We start from the raw sequence: 15,409 nt of genomic DNA on the forward strand, positions 1-15,409 counted from the left end.
AGTAACTTGCGTAGAGCCTATATCCGTAAAGGATAGTTGTGGAGAAAGTAATGGACGAGAATAAACAAAAGGCGTTAGCCGCTGCATTAGGTCAGATTGAAAAGCAATTTGGTAAAGGCTCGATTATGCGCCTTGGTGATAACCGCACCATGGACGTTGAAACCATTTCAACAGGTTCACTTTCTCTAGATATCGCTCTAGGTGCTGGTGGTCTTCCGATGGGTCGTATCGTAGAAATCTACGGTCCTGAATCATCAGGTAAAACAACGTTAACGCTAGAGTGTATTGCCGCGGCACAGAAGCAAGGTAAAACATGTGCGTTTATCGATGCAGAACATGCCCTAGACCCAATCTACGCGAAGAAGCTTGGTGTTGATATTGATTCGTTACTTGTCTCTCAACCAGATACAGGTGAGCAAGCTCTAGAAATCTGTGATGCACTAGCACGCTCTGGTGCTATTGACGTGATGGTAGTCGACTCTGTTGCGGCTCTAACGCCAAAAGCAGAGATTGAAGGTGAAATGGGCGATAGCCACATGGGTCTTCAAGCGCGTATGCTTTCTCAAGCGATGCGTAAGCTAACTGGTAACCTTAAGCAGTCTAACTGTATGTGTATCTTCATCAACCAAATCCGTATGAAGATTGGTGTGATGTTTGGTAACCCAGAAACGACAACAGGTGGTAACGCACTTAAGTTCTACGCGTCTGTTCGTCTTGATATTCGTCGTACTGGTTCTATCAAAGAAGGTGACGAGGTTGTTGGTAACGAAACTCGCATCAAAGTTGTTAAGAACAAGATTGCAGCACCATTTAAACAAGCTGAGACTCAAATTCTATACGGCCAAGGTTTCAACCGTTATGGCGAGCTTATTGACCTAGGCGTTAAGCACAAGCTTGTTGAAAAAGCGGGTGCATGGTACAGCTACAACGGCGATAAGATTGGTCAAGGTAAAGCGAACGCATGTAAATTCCTTCGCGAAAACCCAGAAGCGGCACAAACGATTGATGCGAAGCTTCGTGAAATGCTACTAACACCAGCACTGGAAGAAGCTCCAGAGCAAGGTGAGGCGCCAGCTGAAGAGTTGTAAGCGTTAACAACCTCATTGAGATAAGCCCTGCAGAGCAGGGCTTTGTTGTATCTGTACTTTGTTCGTCGAGTGACTATGTTTCAACGAAAACCACCATCATTGTCAGCGAAAGAAGCCGCGATTCAATTGTTGAGTCGTCGAGACCATGGTGAGTATGAGCTTTATCAAAAACTTGCTTTTAAAGGCTACGAAGAATCTGAAGTAGAAGCGGCGTTAGATTTTTGTCGTGATTGTCGCTATTTGGATGACTTGCGTTTTGCCAAGAGCCAAATTCGTCAGCATGTATACAAAGGTCATGGTGAGCGTAGAATTCGCCAAGAATTAAACCAAAAGCGCGTCTCAGGTTCTGTCGTTGATGAAGCGATGTTAGAGGAGCAAGTGGACTGGTTCGAGTTGGCTAAAACAACGGCGGAGAAAAAGTTTCGACTCGGAAAATCAAAAGATCCGAAAGAATACGCCAAACAAGTGCGTTTTTTGCAGTATCGAGGTTACACATTTGAACAGATTAACTATGCACTAAATGCCCTTGAGAATCTTTAGTTCACCTGCAACCACTTGTCCTAACGCGATTAATCTCTAATTTCTTCCAGTTTCCTGCCTTTTTTACCAGAATACTAGGCGAATCCTTACTCATGGGGTTACAATACGTCCCCAAAATCTAACTCGAATTATTTCAGGAAGAGCTGCATGTACATGAGCACAGATGAGGTTCGCAACGCGTTCCTTAAGTTCTTTGAGAGCAAAGGGCACCAAATCGTAGACAGTTCATCGTTGGTTCCACACGATGACCCAACTCTGCTTTTCACCAACGCCGGTATGAACCAGTTTAAAGACTGTTTCCTTGGCTTAGAAAAGCGTAACTACACTCGTGCCACTACGGCCCAGCGTTGTGTTCGCGCTGGTGGTAAGCACAACGACCTTGAGAACGTTGGCTTCACCGCTCGTCACCATACTTTCTTTGAGATGCTGGGTAACTTCAGCTTTGGTGACTACTTCAAAGAAGATGCTATCAGCTTTGCTTGGGAGTTCTTAACAGAAACGTTGAAACTACCAAAAGATCGCCTACTTGTAACGGTTTATGAAACCGACGATGAAGCGTTTGAAATCTGGAACAAGCAAATTGGCGTGCCAGCGGATCGCATTGTTCGCATTGGCGACAAGAAAGGCGGCAAGCCATACGAGTCAGACAACTTCTGGCAAATGGGTGATACTGGTCCTTGTGGTCCATGTACAGAAATTTTCTATGATCACGGTGAGCACATCTGGGGCGGTCGTCCTGGTACTCCTGAAGAAGATGGTGACCGCTTCATCGAGATCTGGAACAACGTATTTATGCAGTTCAACCGTCATGCAGACGGTACTATGGAACCGCTACCTAAACCATCGGTTGATACTGGTATGGGTATTGAGCGTATTTCTGCCATCATGCAAGGCGTTCACTCAAACTACGAAATCGATGTGTTCCAAACATTGATCAAAGCTGCAGCTGAAGTTATTGGTTACCAAGATTTATCAAACCAATCTCTACGCGTAATTGCAGATCATATCCGTTCATGTTCATTCCTAATCGTTGACGGTGTGATGCCATCTAACGAAGGTCGTGGTTACGTACTACGTCGTATCATTCGCCGTGCAGTTCGTCACGGTAACAAGCTCGGTGCGCAAGGTGCATTCTTCCACAAGCTTGTTGGTACTCTTTCCTCTGTTATGGGGAGTGCGGGCGAAGAACTTAAGAAGCAACAAGCCGTTGTTGAAAAAGTACTTCGCATCGAGGAAGAGAACTTCGGGCGTACTCTTGAACGTGGTATGACAATCCTGACAGAAGCTCTTGATAACCTTGGTGATGAAAAGGTTCTTGATGGCGAGACAGTATTCAAGCTCTATGACACTTACGGCTTCCCAGCAGATCTAACTAACGATGTGGCTCGTGAACGTGAGTTTACTATCGATGAAGAAGGCTTTGAGAAAGCGATGGAAGCACAGCGTCAGCGTGCTCGTGAAGCCGGTCAGTTTGGCACGGACTACAATGCTGCGATTAAAGTCGATACTGACACTGAATTCTGCGGTTACACAGGCACAGAAGGTTCAAGTTCTGTTGCTGCTATGTTTGTTGAAGGCGCAGAAGTTGATGCGCTATCAGCGGGCGACAAAGCAATTGTGGTGCTAGAACAAACGCCGTTCTATGCAGAGTCAGGTGGTCAGTGTGGTGATGCAGGTGTACTGAAAACAGCGGCTGGTCTATTCAAAGTAGAAGATACCCAAAAACTGGGCAACGCGATTGCACACCATGGTGAGCTTGTCGAAGGTGTTCTAGCAAAAGGTGATGAAGTCGATGCGATTGTTGATGCACAGCGTCGTGCTGCTATTTCATTGAATCACTCTGCAACTCACTTGTTGCACGCTGCACTGCGCCAAGTACTTGGTGAGCACGTTACACAGAAAGGTTCTTTGGTGAAGCCTGATAACTTACGTTTCGACTTCTCTCACTTAGAAGCGATGACGAAAGCAGAGATCAAAGAAGTTGAACGTCTGGTTAACGCGCAGATTCGCACTAACCACATTATTGAAACTAACGTGATGGATATTGAATCAGCGAAAGCCAAGGGAGCGATGGCTCTGTTTGGTGAGAAGTACGATGATGAAGTTCGTGTACTATCTATGGGCGACTTCTCAACTGAGCTTTGTGGTGGTATTCACGCAAGCAATACGGGTGATATTGGTCTGTTCAAGATTACATCGGAAGGTGGTATTGCTGCTGGTATTCGTCGTATCGAAGCCGTCACTGGTGAAGCGGCACTAGACGCTATCGAAGCTCAAGCTTCTCAATATGAAGAGAAACTAACTGATGCGGCAAGTAAAGCTAAGTCATTAGAAAAAGAGATTCAGCAACTGAAAGATAAACTTGCAGCGGTTGAAAGTGCCAACATTATGGGCAAAGTAGAAGAGATTGCGGGTACGCAAGTTCTTGTTGCAGCTCTAGAAGGTGCAGATAGCAAGAACCTTCGTACTATGATGGACAATGCGAAAAACCAAATGGGCAGCGGTATTGCGTTTATTGCGAACGTAGCAGATGGCAAAATTGGTTTGATTGCAGGTGTGACGAAAGACCTTACGGGCAAAGTAAAAGCAGGCGACCTTGTTAAGATGGTTGCCGAGCAAGTTGGCGGTAAGGGCGGTGGTCGTCCTGATATGGCGCAAGCAGGGGGCTCCGATGTTGAAGCGCTACCTGAAGCGTTAAAATCGATTCGTAGCTGGTTAGAAGAGCGTCTATAACTCTTTAATCGACATCATAAAATGCCCAATCAATGTACGTTGATTGGGCATTGTTGCTTTTGGTCTCGGTGCATTTAAAGTACCAATTGCATAATACCTGCTGAAGAGCTGATTTAATAAGTGTGCGTGTGGACGTCGCTTAATATAAGGGAGCGGCTAAATTGGCCGTAATTTCAAAAATCGACAACGTAAAGTTGTCTTGGGAAGGTGAAGACTGGTGAAAAGACCACTAATCGTGCAAAAGTTCGGTGGAACTTCTGTTGGCTCTGTAGAACGCATTCATAATGTTGCAGAGCACGTAATCCGAGCTAAAGCGTCGGGCAAACAAGTTGTTGTTGTCGTATCTGCGATGTCAGGAGAAACCAATCGATTGGTTGAACTGGCTAAACAGATCGACAAAGTACCCAATGTTCGTGAACTGGATGTCTTGTTATCTGCTGGTGAGCAAATTTCTATGGCATTACTATCCATGACGTTAAGTAAACTTGGACACGCAGCGGTTTCTCTTACTGGCGGACAGGCAAGAATTACCACTAACAACAACCACAACAACGCAACGATTAGTAGTATTGATACCAGTGTGATTGATGACTATTTGGCTCAGGACAAAATTGTCATTGTGGCGGGCTTTCAAGGTGTGAATGAAATTGGTGACATTACGACTTTAGGTCGGGGTGGCTCTGATACGACGGCGGTCGCGTTAGCCGGAGCGCTTGAAGCTCAAGAGTGTCAGATATTCACAGACGTTGATGGCGTTTACAGTTGCGACCCAAGAATTGTCAGCAAAGCAGAAAGGCTTGATACCATTGATTTTCCTACCATGCATGAAATGGCACACAAAGGGGCGAAAGTCTTACATTTACCTTGTGTTGCTTATGCATGGAAACATCAAGTGCCGCTTCGTGTGTTGTCGAGTTTCGAACCGGGCGAAGGGACCTTAGTCGCGGGCATGGAATCAAGGCCTGGAATTAGTGGCTTAGCAATACGAAAACAAATAATGGCTCTATGTATGATGGCAGAGCACGCTGATATCGTTGATAAACAGCGCCAAATGCTAGGGGTTGATGATTGCCATTGGGTGACAGATTCCACCTACAAGCAATTGTTAGTGGGGCAAGAGTGTTGCGATAAGCTTCGACTGGTTATTGATGAGAAAGTGGTAGCGACTAAAGAGGTTGCGTTATTGACGCTTGTTGGCGCCGATGCAAAGGCGCAAGCATCACAATATCAACAACTTCTCAACTTATCAGACATATCTGTTCTACACTTTTGTGAGGATAAGCACTCAATTACGTTAGTAATGGAACCGGGAGCTATCGACAAAGCGGCTAACGTACTGCATGATAACTACATTATCACCAGTGAATCCGTTATGAGAGAAGAAAAACAGGTACATTTGGGGTAAATACTTTTCATAAGATAGTTTACGAAAATATAACTTTTGTTGGATAATAAGTTTCGTAGCAAGATAATTAGAGAATACTCAAGGAGCAAAGAATGCTGATTCTGACTCGCCGTGTTGGCGAAACGTTGATGATTGGTGATGAAGTCACTGTTACTGTACTAGGTGTTAAAGGTAACCAAGTTCGCATTGGTGTTAACGCTCCCAAAGAAGTTTCAGTGCATCGTGAAGAAATTTACATGCGCATTCAGGCGGAAAAAGGAAATGGTAACGTTGCTTCAGGCAACTACTAATCCAAACTGAGAGGGCTGGCGTTATGCCGGCCTTTTTGTTGCGCAAAATTCGTCGCTTAATAGAGGCACTAAGTCGGATTTTGTGTAGGAAAGCTACGATTAAATGGTGGTTTGGTTAATTTGCCAACGCTTAGTCTGTTTTTTCCTAATTTTGCCAAGAAAATGTTTGACTTATTTTTGGTAAATCGTAATATGTGCCTCCGCAAGACGGTGAGGTGGCCGAGAGGCTGAAGGCGCTCCCCTGCTAAGGGAGTATACGGTTTGTAGCCGTATCGAGGGTTCGAATCCCTCCCTCACCGCCATTCTTGCGAAGTGTTGTATAACGCTGTTCTTATTGAACATATTGCGCGCTCGTAGCTCAGCTGGATAGAGTACCTGGCTACGAACCAGGCGGTCGAAGGTTCGAATCCTTCCGAGCGCGCCATTTCTCTCTTAGGAAAGAAATACTGCGGTGAGGTGGCCGAGAGGCTGAAGGCGCTCCCCTGCTAAGGGAGTATACGGTTTGTAGCCGTATCGAGGGTTCGAATCCCTCCCTCACCGCCATTTATTGACTGTTTCAGTCAATTTTTTTGTTCAAAAAGAAATTAAATGTGATATGCTTCACAACCTTGCGCGCTCGTAGCTCAGCTGGATAGAGTACCTGGCTACGAACCAGGCGGTCGAAGGTTCGAATCCTTCCGAGCGCGCCATTCTTTTCGAATGATAGGTTAGGTAAAAGATTTAAGTGAGACTTAATTCAACACCTGTTACAGCATAAGCTGTACAAAGACTTGTTGCGCGCTCGTAGCTCAGCTGGATAGAGTACCTGGCTACGAACCAGGCGGTCGAAGGTTCGAATCCTTCCGAGCGCGCCATTTATTTAGGTAAAAGATTTAAGTGAAAACTTAATTCAACACCTGTTATAGCATAAGCTGTACAAAGACTTGTTGCGCGCTCGTAGCTCAGCTGGATAGAGTACCTGGCTACGAACCAGGCGGTCGAAGGTTCGAATCCTTCCGAGCGCGCCATTTATTTAGGTAAAAGACTTAAGTGAGAACTTAATTCAACGCCTGTTATAGCATAAGCTGTACAAAGACCTGTTGCGCGCTCGTAGCTCAGCTGGATAGAGTACCTGGCTACGAACCAGGCGGTCGAAGGTTCGAATCCTTCCGAGCGCGCCATTATTTAGAAACCTCGCTTAGGCGGGGTTTTTTATTAACAAAAATTTATCATATCAATAACCTTATGATTACAACGTGATGTTTTTTAAGGATAAATCGCGGTAATTTTAAGCCTGTCTCAGTTTTCCAACCCCAGTTTGTTTATGTTGAAATCTATGGTTGAGTCATAGTATGAAGTTCTGTGTAAGTACAAATACACCATAAATTGTCGTGCTCATCATAGTTTTTCATTTGAATGACGTTTTAATGACGACTGTAGATTAAACAAAATTGACAAACTTTCACCAATCGAGATAATCCTAGACCTCTTGCAATGGATCAATGCAAGAACCATTGCTTGTCAATCTGTGTGCAGTGACGCCACGTTTTATGATTGAGTAACTTGTCAGGATGACAAAGAAAGGACGCAACATGACTAATATTGGAAGCCTGCTAGGAGACGCAGCCGCCCTAATGTTCACGGGTATGGCTGTTGTATTTGTATTCCTAACAATCCTCGTTTATCTCGTTCGGTTAATGTCGAAATTGGTACCAGAAGAAGTGCCCGAACCGATCGCAGTTCCTACAAAAATTAAAACACAACAATCCCCCTCAAATGGTGTTAGCCCAAGTGTTGTTGCAGCGATTTCTGCCGCTGTTCATCAATACCGCACTTCGGCCGCTAAATAGATTGAGTTAAAGCTTAAAAGGAGTTAATGAGCATGTCTAAACCACTAGCTATCACGGACGTGGTACTTCGTGACGCCCACCAGTCTCTGTTCGCAACGCGGATGCGTATTGAAGATATGTTACCTATCGCAGCTGAGCTCGATAAAGTGGGGTATTGGTCTTTAGAAACTTGGGGGGGCGCAACCTTTGATGCGTGTATTCGTTTCTTAGGGGAAGATCCTTGGGAACGCTTACGCGAACTTAAAAAAGCCATGCCAAACACACCAATGCAGATGCTATTGCGTGGACAAAACCTATTGGGTTACCGCCACTATGCTGATGATGTGGTGGAAAAATTTGTTGAACGTGCCCATGCCAATGGTATGGACGTGTTTCGTATTTTTGACGCGATGAATGATGTACGCAACTTTGAAAAAGCAGTAAAAGCTGCTGTTGATGTTGGTGCTCACGCGCAAGGTACACTGTCTTATACAACAAGCCCTGTACATAATACGGATACATGGGTTGATTTAGCCAAGCGCTTAGAAGACTTAGGTTGCCATTCTTTATGTATTAAAGACATGTCTGGCTTACTTAAACCTTATGAAGCCGAAGAACTTATCTCACGCATAAAATCATCATGTGAAGTGCCACTTGCGCTGCACTGTCATGCAACAACCGGGCTATCAACGGCAACGGCGGTTAAAGCAGTCGAAGCTGGGATAGATATTCTAGATACGGCTATCTCTTCAATGAGTCAGACTTATGGCCACACGCCTACAGAGACCGTTGTGGCAATGCTGCAAGGCACTGAACGTGATACTAATCTTAAGCTCGAGCAGATTGAACCTATCGCAGCGTATTTCCGTGAAGTTCGTAAGAAGTATGCGAAATGGGAGGGTCAACTGAAAGGTGTTGATTCACGTATCCTTATTGCGCAAGTTCCAGGTGGCATGCTGACCAATATGGAAGGGCAGCTAAAAGAACAAGGTGCAGCGGATCGTATTGATGAAGTTCTCGAAGAAATCCCAAGAGTTCGTGAAGATCTTGGCTTTATTCCTTTGGTGACGCCAACATCACAGATCGTTGGTACTCAAGCGGTGATCAACGTATTAACGGGTGAGCGCTATAAGAGTATTACTAAAGAGACAGCTGGTGTGCTTAAAGGGGAATACGGTAAGGCGCCAGCAGAAGTTAACGCTGAACTTCAAGCAAAAGTGCTCGATGGTGCCCAAGCGATTACCTGTCGTCCAGCTGATTTATTGGAAGCGGAACTCGACACATTGACGGAAGATCTACTGCAAAAAGCAAAATCCGATGGTATTTCCCTTGCCGAAGATACAGTGGATGATGTTCTTACTTATGCGCTCTTCCCTCAAGTAGGGCTTAAGTTCTTGAAAAATCGCCATAACCCTGATGCGTTTGAGCCTGCTCCTGGTAAAGAAGAAGCAAAACCTGCTGCCCCTGTTGCAGCTCCAACAGCAAGTGCCGCGGGAATTGAGTCTTATAGCGTGAAAGTCGATGGTCAGGTTTATGATGTTGAAGTGGGTCCAAAAGGTGAGCTTACTTCAGTGACACCTGCGTCCGTAGCACCTGCCACCACTCCAGCACCTGCTGCTGCAACGAATGTTGAAGCGGTTTCTGCTCCGTTAGCGGGGAATATCTTTAAAGTTAATGTTGCATCTGGTGCTCAAGTTCAAGAAGGTGATGTGCTACTTATCTTAGAAGCGATGAAGATGGAAACAGAAGTGCGTGCTGCGCAAAGCGGCGTGGTTCAAGATGTACACGTGAAAGAAGGTGATGCTGTTGTTGTAGGCGCACCTCTTGTTAGCTTAGCGTAAGGGAGCACCATGGAAGGATTGATGACCTTATGGTCAGAAACAGGGATCGCTAACTTTGAATTCGGCCAAATCTGCATGATCTTGGTCGGATGCACCTTGCTGTTCTTAGCGATTCGTAAGGGCTTTGAACCACTACTACTTTTACCTATTGGCTTTGGCGCTATTTTAGCGAACATTCCAAATGCTGGTTTTACCGAGCCGGGTGGTTTGCTGTACTACGTCTATTATATCGGTATTGAGTCTGGCGTCTTCCCATTACTCATCTTTATGGGTGTCGGAGCAATGACTGACTTTGGAGCATTAATCGCTAATCCGAAAACCTTATGGTTAGGGGCTGCGGCTCAGTTTGGTATCTTCGCCACCTTGTTTGGTGCAATTTTGCTGAACTATGTACCGGGTATGGAGTTCTCGATGCAAGATGCTGCTTCCATTGCCATCATCGGTGGTGCGGATGGCCCAACTGCTATCTTCTTAGCAAGCCGACTTTCGCCGGATCTTCTCGGTGCAATTGCTGTCGCAGCATATAGCTACATGGCATTGGTTCCTATTATTCAGCCACCGATTATGAAAGCACTGACCACGCCAGAAGAGCGTACTATTAAGATGGCGCAACTTCGCCATGTTAGTAAAGGTGAGAAGATCTTATTTCCATTGGCCGTGTTATTGATGACTATCTTGTTCCTCCCTTCAGCAACACCTTTAGTGGGTATGTTCTGTCTGGGTAACTTGATGCGAGAGGCGGGCGTTGTCGATCGATTATCGAAAACGGCACAAAATGAGCTCATCAATATTGTGACGATCTTCTTAGGTCTTGGTGTGGGCTCGAAGCTTCAAGCAGAAGAGTTCCTAAATTTTGAGACCTTGGGTATTCTCGCTCTCGGCGCTGTTGCCTTTAGTATCGGTACTGGGGCTGGGGTGTTAATGGCGAAGCTGCTTAACAAATACTCTAAAGAAGATATTAACCCGTTGATTGGTGCAGCTGGTGTTTCTGCGGTACCTATGGCTGCGCGTGTCGTAAATAAGGTGGGCTTACAAGCTAACCCACAAAACTTCCTTTTGATGCATGCAATGGGTCCTAACGTAGCTGGCGTATTAGGCTCGGCAGTAGCTGCAGGTATCTTGTTAGCTCTGGTAGGCTAAATGCGAATCCATATTGTATTAATCGGGGGAGCTTAGGCTCCCCCTTTTTTATCTTTGGTTATCAGGCCAAGATAATGAGTCACAAAAGTGATTGAATTTGTTACATACTGGATGTGGGTTGATGAAAAGATAATCTAGACTCAAACAGGTATTTCGTTACTATGGAATCTCAAATTGGAAGAGGAAGCCGCGATGAAGTGTAAACAAATAGTCATCCCAGAATTTGGTTCAGCAGAAGTATTGGCATTTCAGGAGGTCGATATTCCTCAACCAAAAGCCGGTGAGGTGCTGGTAAAAGTCGCCTATGCTGGCATTAATCCTATTGATGTGAAGACGCGTGCTGGATTGGGGTGGGCGGCAGCTGAAAACAAAGATAACTTACCTTGGGTACCGGGTTATGATATCTCGGGCTCAATTGCTGGTTTAGGTAAAGGCGCACAGGCGTTTGAAGTAGGCCAAGAGGTCGTGGGATTTATTGGGTTTCCTCTTCGTGCGGGTGGTTATAGTCAATATGTGTGTGTACCCGAAACAGAGCTTACTGCGTTGCCTGACACGGTTGCCTTAGAGGCAGCAGCAGCGTTGCCATTGGCTGGGCAAACAGCAGCACAAGCAATTAATAAAGCTCAGGTGCAAGAGGGCGAGCGAGTGTTAATCCTAGCGGGTGCAGGTGGCGTTGGTCACATCGCGGTTCAACTAGCAGTGGCGACTAAAGCAGAGGTGTACACCACTTGCAGTGAGCGCAATCTCGATTATTTGGCTACATTAGGCGCTCATGCTATCAATTATGAATTCGCGCCAGCTTCAGAGCGACTAAGCGATGTCGATGTACTGATTGACCTAGTCGGTGGTGATGTCGCGTTAGATGCACTTAAGTGTCTTAAAGATAATGCTAGAGTTATCACCATTCCGACGATTACAGCAGAGCTAGTATGCGAAAAAGCCAAACTTCTTGGTTTTGAAGCGAGTGGAATGCTAGTGTCTCCCGATACCAAACAAATGGAAACCTTACTGTATATGGTAGGTGTTGGACTGTTAAAAACCGAAATTCAGCACGTTTTCCCTTATTCACAAGTGGTTGAGGCTCACCAACAAGTCGAAACCAGCCGCACTCGCGGCAAAGTCTTACTTGATATGCAATGCTAGAAACATTTTCTCAATACCTAGCGGAGTCATGGTTTGCCGACTCCGCACTCGCGGTTCTTTTTATTTCTGGGTTTTTAAGTGCGACCTTACTTCCAGGTGGCTCAGAAGCCGGGCTAGTGGCAACCTTAAGTTTGCAACAATACACTCCGGCCATGGTGATTTTGGTTGCTACCATAGGGAATACTCTTGGAGGGTTAACCAACTACTGGATTGGTATTTGGTTGCCAAATCGAACTCAGGAAGAGAAACATGGTCATAAAGCCATGGCATGGATACAGAAATATGGTTACTGGACGTTATTGTTGAGTTGGTTACCCGTCATTGGCGACCCTTTGTGTTTAGCAGCAGGTTGGCTGCGGATGAAGTTTCTGCCATGTGTTGTGCTTATTGCGATTGGTAAAGCGCTACGTTATATCGCGCTGACCGCTATCTTCTACGGTCTTTTCTAAGGAGCATTTATGAAAAAGATCTGGCTCGGCGTTCTATCGCTGGTCTTTCTATACGGTTGCAGTAGTAACGAACCGTCAAATCAAGCCAGTAGTGCTTTACCTAAAGGTGTCACTCTAATTGAAGAGGCCAAAGCTGACCCAGACAAGGTCATGATTCCTTATTCTAAATACCGTTTGGAAAATGGCCTCACTGTTATCTTAGCGCCCGATGACTCGGATCCTTTAGTACATGTGGATGTCACCTATCATGTGGGATCGGCTCGTGAAGAGGTCGGAAAGTCCGGTTTTGCACACTTCTTTGAACATATGATGTTCCAGGGTTCAGAACACGTCGGTGATCAGCAACATTTTAAGATCATTACCGAAGCGGGTGGCACTTTAAACGGTACGACCACGCGCGATCGCACTAATTATTTTGAAACTGTTCCATCTAACCAATTAGAGAAAATGTTGTGGCTTGAAGCGGATCGTATGGGCTTTTTGCTTGGAGCAGTTTCTCAGAAAAAGTTTGAAATTCAGCGTGATACGGTAAAAAACGAACGTGCTCAAAACTACGATAACCGTCCTTATGGCCTGATATGGGAGAAAATGGGTGAAGCCATGTTCCCTGAAGGGCACCCCTATTCTTGGCAGCCAATTGGGTATGTTGAAGATCTTGATCGTGTTGACGTGAATGATCTTAAAGCATTTTTCCTACGTTGGTATGGACCAAACAATGCCGTGCTCACCATTGGTGGTGACATCGATAAAGCACAAACATTGGCATGGGTAGAAAAATACTTCGGTTCTATTCCTAGAGGACCTGAAGTCGACAAAGCTCCAAAACAGCCAGCAGTGTTGCCAAACGATCGTTACGTGACGTTAGAAGATCGTATTCGTCAGCCGATGGTAGTGATTGGTTGGCCTACGACGAGCTATCGAGGCGCAAAAGATCAAGCCGTGCTCGAGGCAATGGCTGACGCCATCGGTGGTGGCACCAATAGCTTGTTGTATCAAAAACTAATCAAGACGCAAAAGGCGCTCGATGCTGGGGCATTCAACGATTGTAATGAGCTAGCTTGTAACTTCTACGTGTACGCTATGGGCGCTTCAACAGATAAAGATGGTCTAAAAGCGCTATACAACGAGTTGTTAGCGACGTTAAATGAGTTTGAAAAACAAGGCATCAGTGAAGAGAGGCTGAAACAGATCACTGGCCTTTCTGAATCAGGTGCTGTTTTCGCACTGCAAAGTGTCAAAGGTAAGGTCTCTCAGTTAGCCTCTAATGAAACCTTCTTTGGGCAACCAGATCGCTTAGAACAGCAATTAAAGCAGATACGTGCGGTTACTCCTCAGGATGTGGCTAATGCTTACGACACCTTCATCAACGATAAGCATAAAGTAACCTTGAGTGTGGTGCCTAAAGGCCGTAAAGATATGGCGGTAGAGCCTGCTAACTTCGTGACTCCGCCTAGAACATTACCGAAATATAGCAAAGTGACGGAAGAGCAATTGGTATTCCGACGACCTGTTGACACCTTTGATCGCAGCGTTATGCCTAAAGTAGCGGAAGGGGTTAAAGCTAAGATGCCAGCACTTTACAGCTTGCAGTTTGATAATGGCAGTGAGCTACTAGGTACAGAAACACGAGAAACACCAACGGTGGAGATTCACTTCCAATTGCCTGCAGGCGATCGCTATGTTGCGAAAGGAAAAGAGGGCTTAGCGGGGCTAACAGCTTCCATGATGGAGGAAGGAACCACAACACGCAGCGTGGAAGAACTGCAAGCAGAGCTCGATCGATTAGGTAGCCGAATTGGGTTTAGCGCAGGAGCTTACACCACACGCGTGTCGGTCTCGGCTCTAGCGAAGAACTTGCCAGAGACCTTAGCGCTGCTCGAGGATGCACTATTCCACCCTGCCATGAAACAGGAAGACTTTGACCGCTGGAAAGCACAAACGCTAGAAGGCTTGGTTTACCAACATCAGAAACCAAGCTGGATGGCATCACAAGCGACAAGAGAGGTGTTGTTTGGAGACTCTGTATTTGGCCGCTCATCTGATGGTACTGAAACGTCGATTGCTTCAATTACGCTTGATGACGTGAAGCGCTTCTATCGCAAGCACTACACACCACAAGGGGCTCAAATAGTGGTGGTTGGCGATATTTCCCAGAAACAGATCAAGAAGCAATTGGCATTTTGGCAGTCTTGGAGTGGAGAAGCGGCGCCATTGATTCGTCCGGAAGCAGTAGCGCCTTTAACTGGTCAACATATCTTCTTGGTAGATAAGCCAACTGCACCACAAAGTATTGTACGTTTGGTGCGCCGAGGGTTGCCGTTTGACGCAACGGGCGAGCTGTATTTGAGTCGACTGGCTAACTTTAATTTGGCGGGTAACTTCAATAGCAGGATCAATCAGAATTTGCGAGAGGACAAAGGTTACACCTATGGTGCGAGTGGTTATTTCGCGAGTAATCGTGAAATTGGAGCGATTGTCTTTAGTGCTCAAGTGAGAGCTAACGCGACGATTCCTTCAATTGAAGAGCTCATTAAAGAGTTAAAAGACTACAGCCAAAATGGTATGACCGATGAAGAACTAGAGTTTATGCGCCTTGCTGTGGGACAACAAGATGCATTGACTTACGAAACACCAAGTCAAAAAGCCAGTTTGTTGTCGTCAATTTTAACCTATAGTTTGGATAAGGATTACCTCCAGCAGCGCAATGACATTGTAGAATCGGTCGACAAATCGGTGCTTAATGAGCTGGCTGCGAAGTGGTTCGATCCAAACCAATACCAAATCATAGTTGTGGGAGACGCGAAGAGTCTAAAACCGCAACTTGAGAAACTGAATATTCCAATTGAAGAACTTGAAATCACACAATAGAGTGACCATATAGAAGGGATGGGTGGCATCGGCTCTTGTTTATTCAATAAGATAGCGTGTATGGTGTCCCCAGTCTTCAATTGGAATAACGAACTATAAGCGAA

11 protein-coding genes and 7 tRNA genes are annotated in these 15,409 nt (G+C 45.6%); all 18 read left to right on the forward strand.

Annotation, left to right across the window (positions count from 1 at the left end; all coding sequences use genetic code 11):
- The first annotated feature begins 50 nt into the window (after positions 1-50).
- The 18 genes from recA to HOP38_RS01255 all read left to right on the forward strand — a co-directional run bounded on the left by recA (position 51) and on the right by HOP38_RS01255 (position 15,305).
- A complete protein-coding gene (gene recA, locus HOP38_RS01170; RefSeq protein WP_006073329.1) occupies positions 51-1,088 on the forward strand; it encodes a recombinase RecA in 1,038 nt (345 codons plus the stop codon).
- A 75-nt stretch (positions 1,089-1,163) separates the two neighbouring features.
- Positions 1,164-1,628 (forward strand): recombination regulator RecX, encoded by a 465-nt coding sequence (gene recX, locus HOP38_RS01175; protein ID WP_198557268.1) that lies wholly within the window; start codon positions 1,164-1,166, stop codon positions 1,626-1,628.
- Between the two features lie 147 nt (positions 1,629-1,775).
- The gene (alaS, locus tag HOP38_RS01180; protein ID WP_198557269.1) at positions 1,776-4,361 is read left to right on the forward strand and encodes an alanine--tRNA ligase; all 2,586 of its coding nucleotides are present in this window, start codon (positions 1,776-1,778) and stop codon (positions 4,359-4,361) included.
- A gap of 217 nt (positions 4,362-4,578) precedes the next feature.
- Positions 4,579-5,766 carry an aspartate kinase gene (locus HOP38_RS01185; RefSeq protein ID WP_198557270.1) on the forward strand — a complete coding sequence of 396 codons (1,188 nt, stop codon included), beginning with the start codon at positions 4,579-4,581 and terminating at the stop codon, positions 5,764-5,766.
- A gap of 92 nt (positions 5,767-5,858) precedes the next feature.
- Positions 5,859-6,056, forward strand: a complete 198-nt coding sequence (gene csrA / locus HOP38_RS01190) for a carbon storage regulator CsrA (RefSeq protein WP_004415691.1) — start codon at positions 5,859-5,861, stop codon at positions 6,054-6,056.
- A gap of 209 nt (positions 6,057-6,265) precedes the next feature.
- Positions 6,266-6,358 (forward strand) — tRNA-Ser (locus tag HOP38_RS01195).
- Positions 6,359-6,403: 45 nt separating this feature from the next.
- A tRNA-Arg gene (locus HOP38_RS01200) sits at positions 6,404-6,480 on the forward strand.
- A gap of 26 nt (positions 6,481-6,506) precedes the next feature.
- Positions 6,507-6,599 (forward strand) — tRNA-Ser (locus tag HOP38_RS01205).
- A 69-nt stretch (positions 6,600-6,668) separates the two neighbouring features.
- Positions 6,669-6,745: transfer RNA gene (locus HOP38_RS01210), tRNA-Arg, on the forward strand.
- Between the two features lie 88 nt (positions 6,746-6,833).
- A tRNA-Arg gene (locus HOP38_RS01215) sits at positions 6,834-6,910 on the forward strand.
- A 76-nt stretch (positions 6,911-6,986) separates the two neighbouring features.
- Positions 6,987-7,063: transfer RNA gene (locus tag HOP38_RS01220), tRNA-Arg, on the forward strand.
- A 76-nt stretch (positions 7,064-7,139) separates the two neighbouring features.
- Positions 7,140-7,216, forward strand: a tRNA-Arg gene (locus HOP38_RS01225).
- 411 nt (positions 7,217-7,627) lie between these two features.
- A complete protein-coding gene (locus tag HOP38_RS01230) occupies positions 7,628-7,885 on the forward strand; it encodes an oxaloacetate decarboxylase subunit gamma (protein ID WP_006075158.1) in 258 nt (85 codons plus the stop codon).
- A gap of 32 nt (positions 7,886-7,917) precedes the next feature.
- On the forward strand, positions 7,918-9,705 hold the full coding sequence (gene oadA / locus HOP38_RS01235) for a sodium-extruding oxaloacetate decarboxylase subunit alpha (RefSeq protein ID WP_124940573.1): 1,788 nt from the start codon (positions 7,918-7,920) through the stop codon (positions 9,703-9,705).
- Between the two features lie 9 nt (positions 9,706-9,714).
- Positions 9,715-10,845, forward strand: a complete 1,131-nt coding sequence (locus HOP38_RS01240; protein ID WP_006075160.1) for a sodium ion-translocating decarboxylase subunit beta — start codon at positions 9,715-9,717, stop codon at positions 10,843-10,845.
- A gap of 192 nt (positions 10,846-11,037) precedes the next feature.
- Complete coding sequence (locus HOP38_RS01245) at positions 11,038-11,988, forward strand: NADP-dependent oxidoreductase (protein ID WP_198557271.1); 951 nt, start codon at positions 11,038-11,040, stop codon at positions 11,986-11,988.
- Positions 11,982-12,437, forward strand: a complete 456-nt coding sequence (locus tag HOP38_RS01250; protein WP_031495418.1) for a YqaA family protein — start codon at positions 11,982-11,984, stop codon at positions 12,435-12,437. The genes HOP38_RS01245 and HOP38_RS01250 overlap by 7 nt, the downstream gene beginning before the upstream one ends.
- 9 nt (positions 12,438-12,446) lie before the next feature.
- Positions 12,447-15,305, forward strand: coding sequence for a M16 family metallopeptidase (locus HOP38_RS01255; RefSeq protein ID WP_198557272.1), 2,859 nt, complete (start codon positions 12,447-12,449; stop codon positions 15,303-15,305).
- Positions 15,306-15,409 lie beyond the last annotated feature (104 nt).

Origin of the sequence: Vibrio mediterranei (assembly GCF_013364395.1) — a bacterium.
Taxonomy (GTDB): Bacteria; Pseudomonadota; Gammaproteobacteria; order Enterobacterales; family Vibrionaceae; genus Vibrio; species Vibrio mediterranei.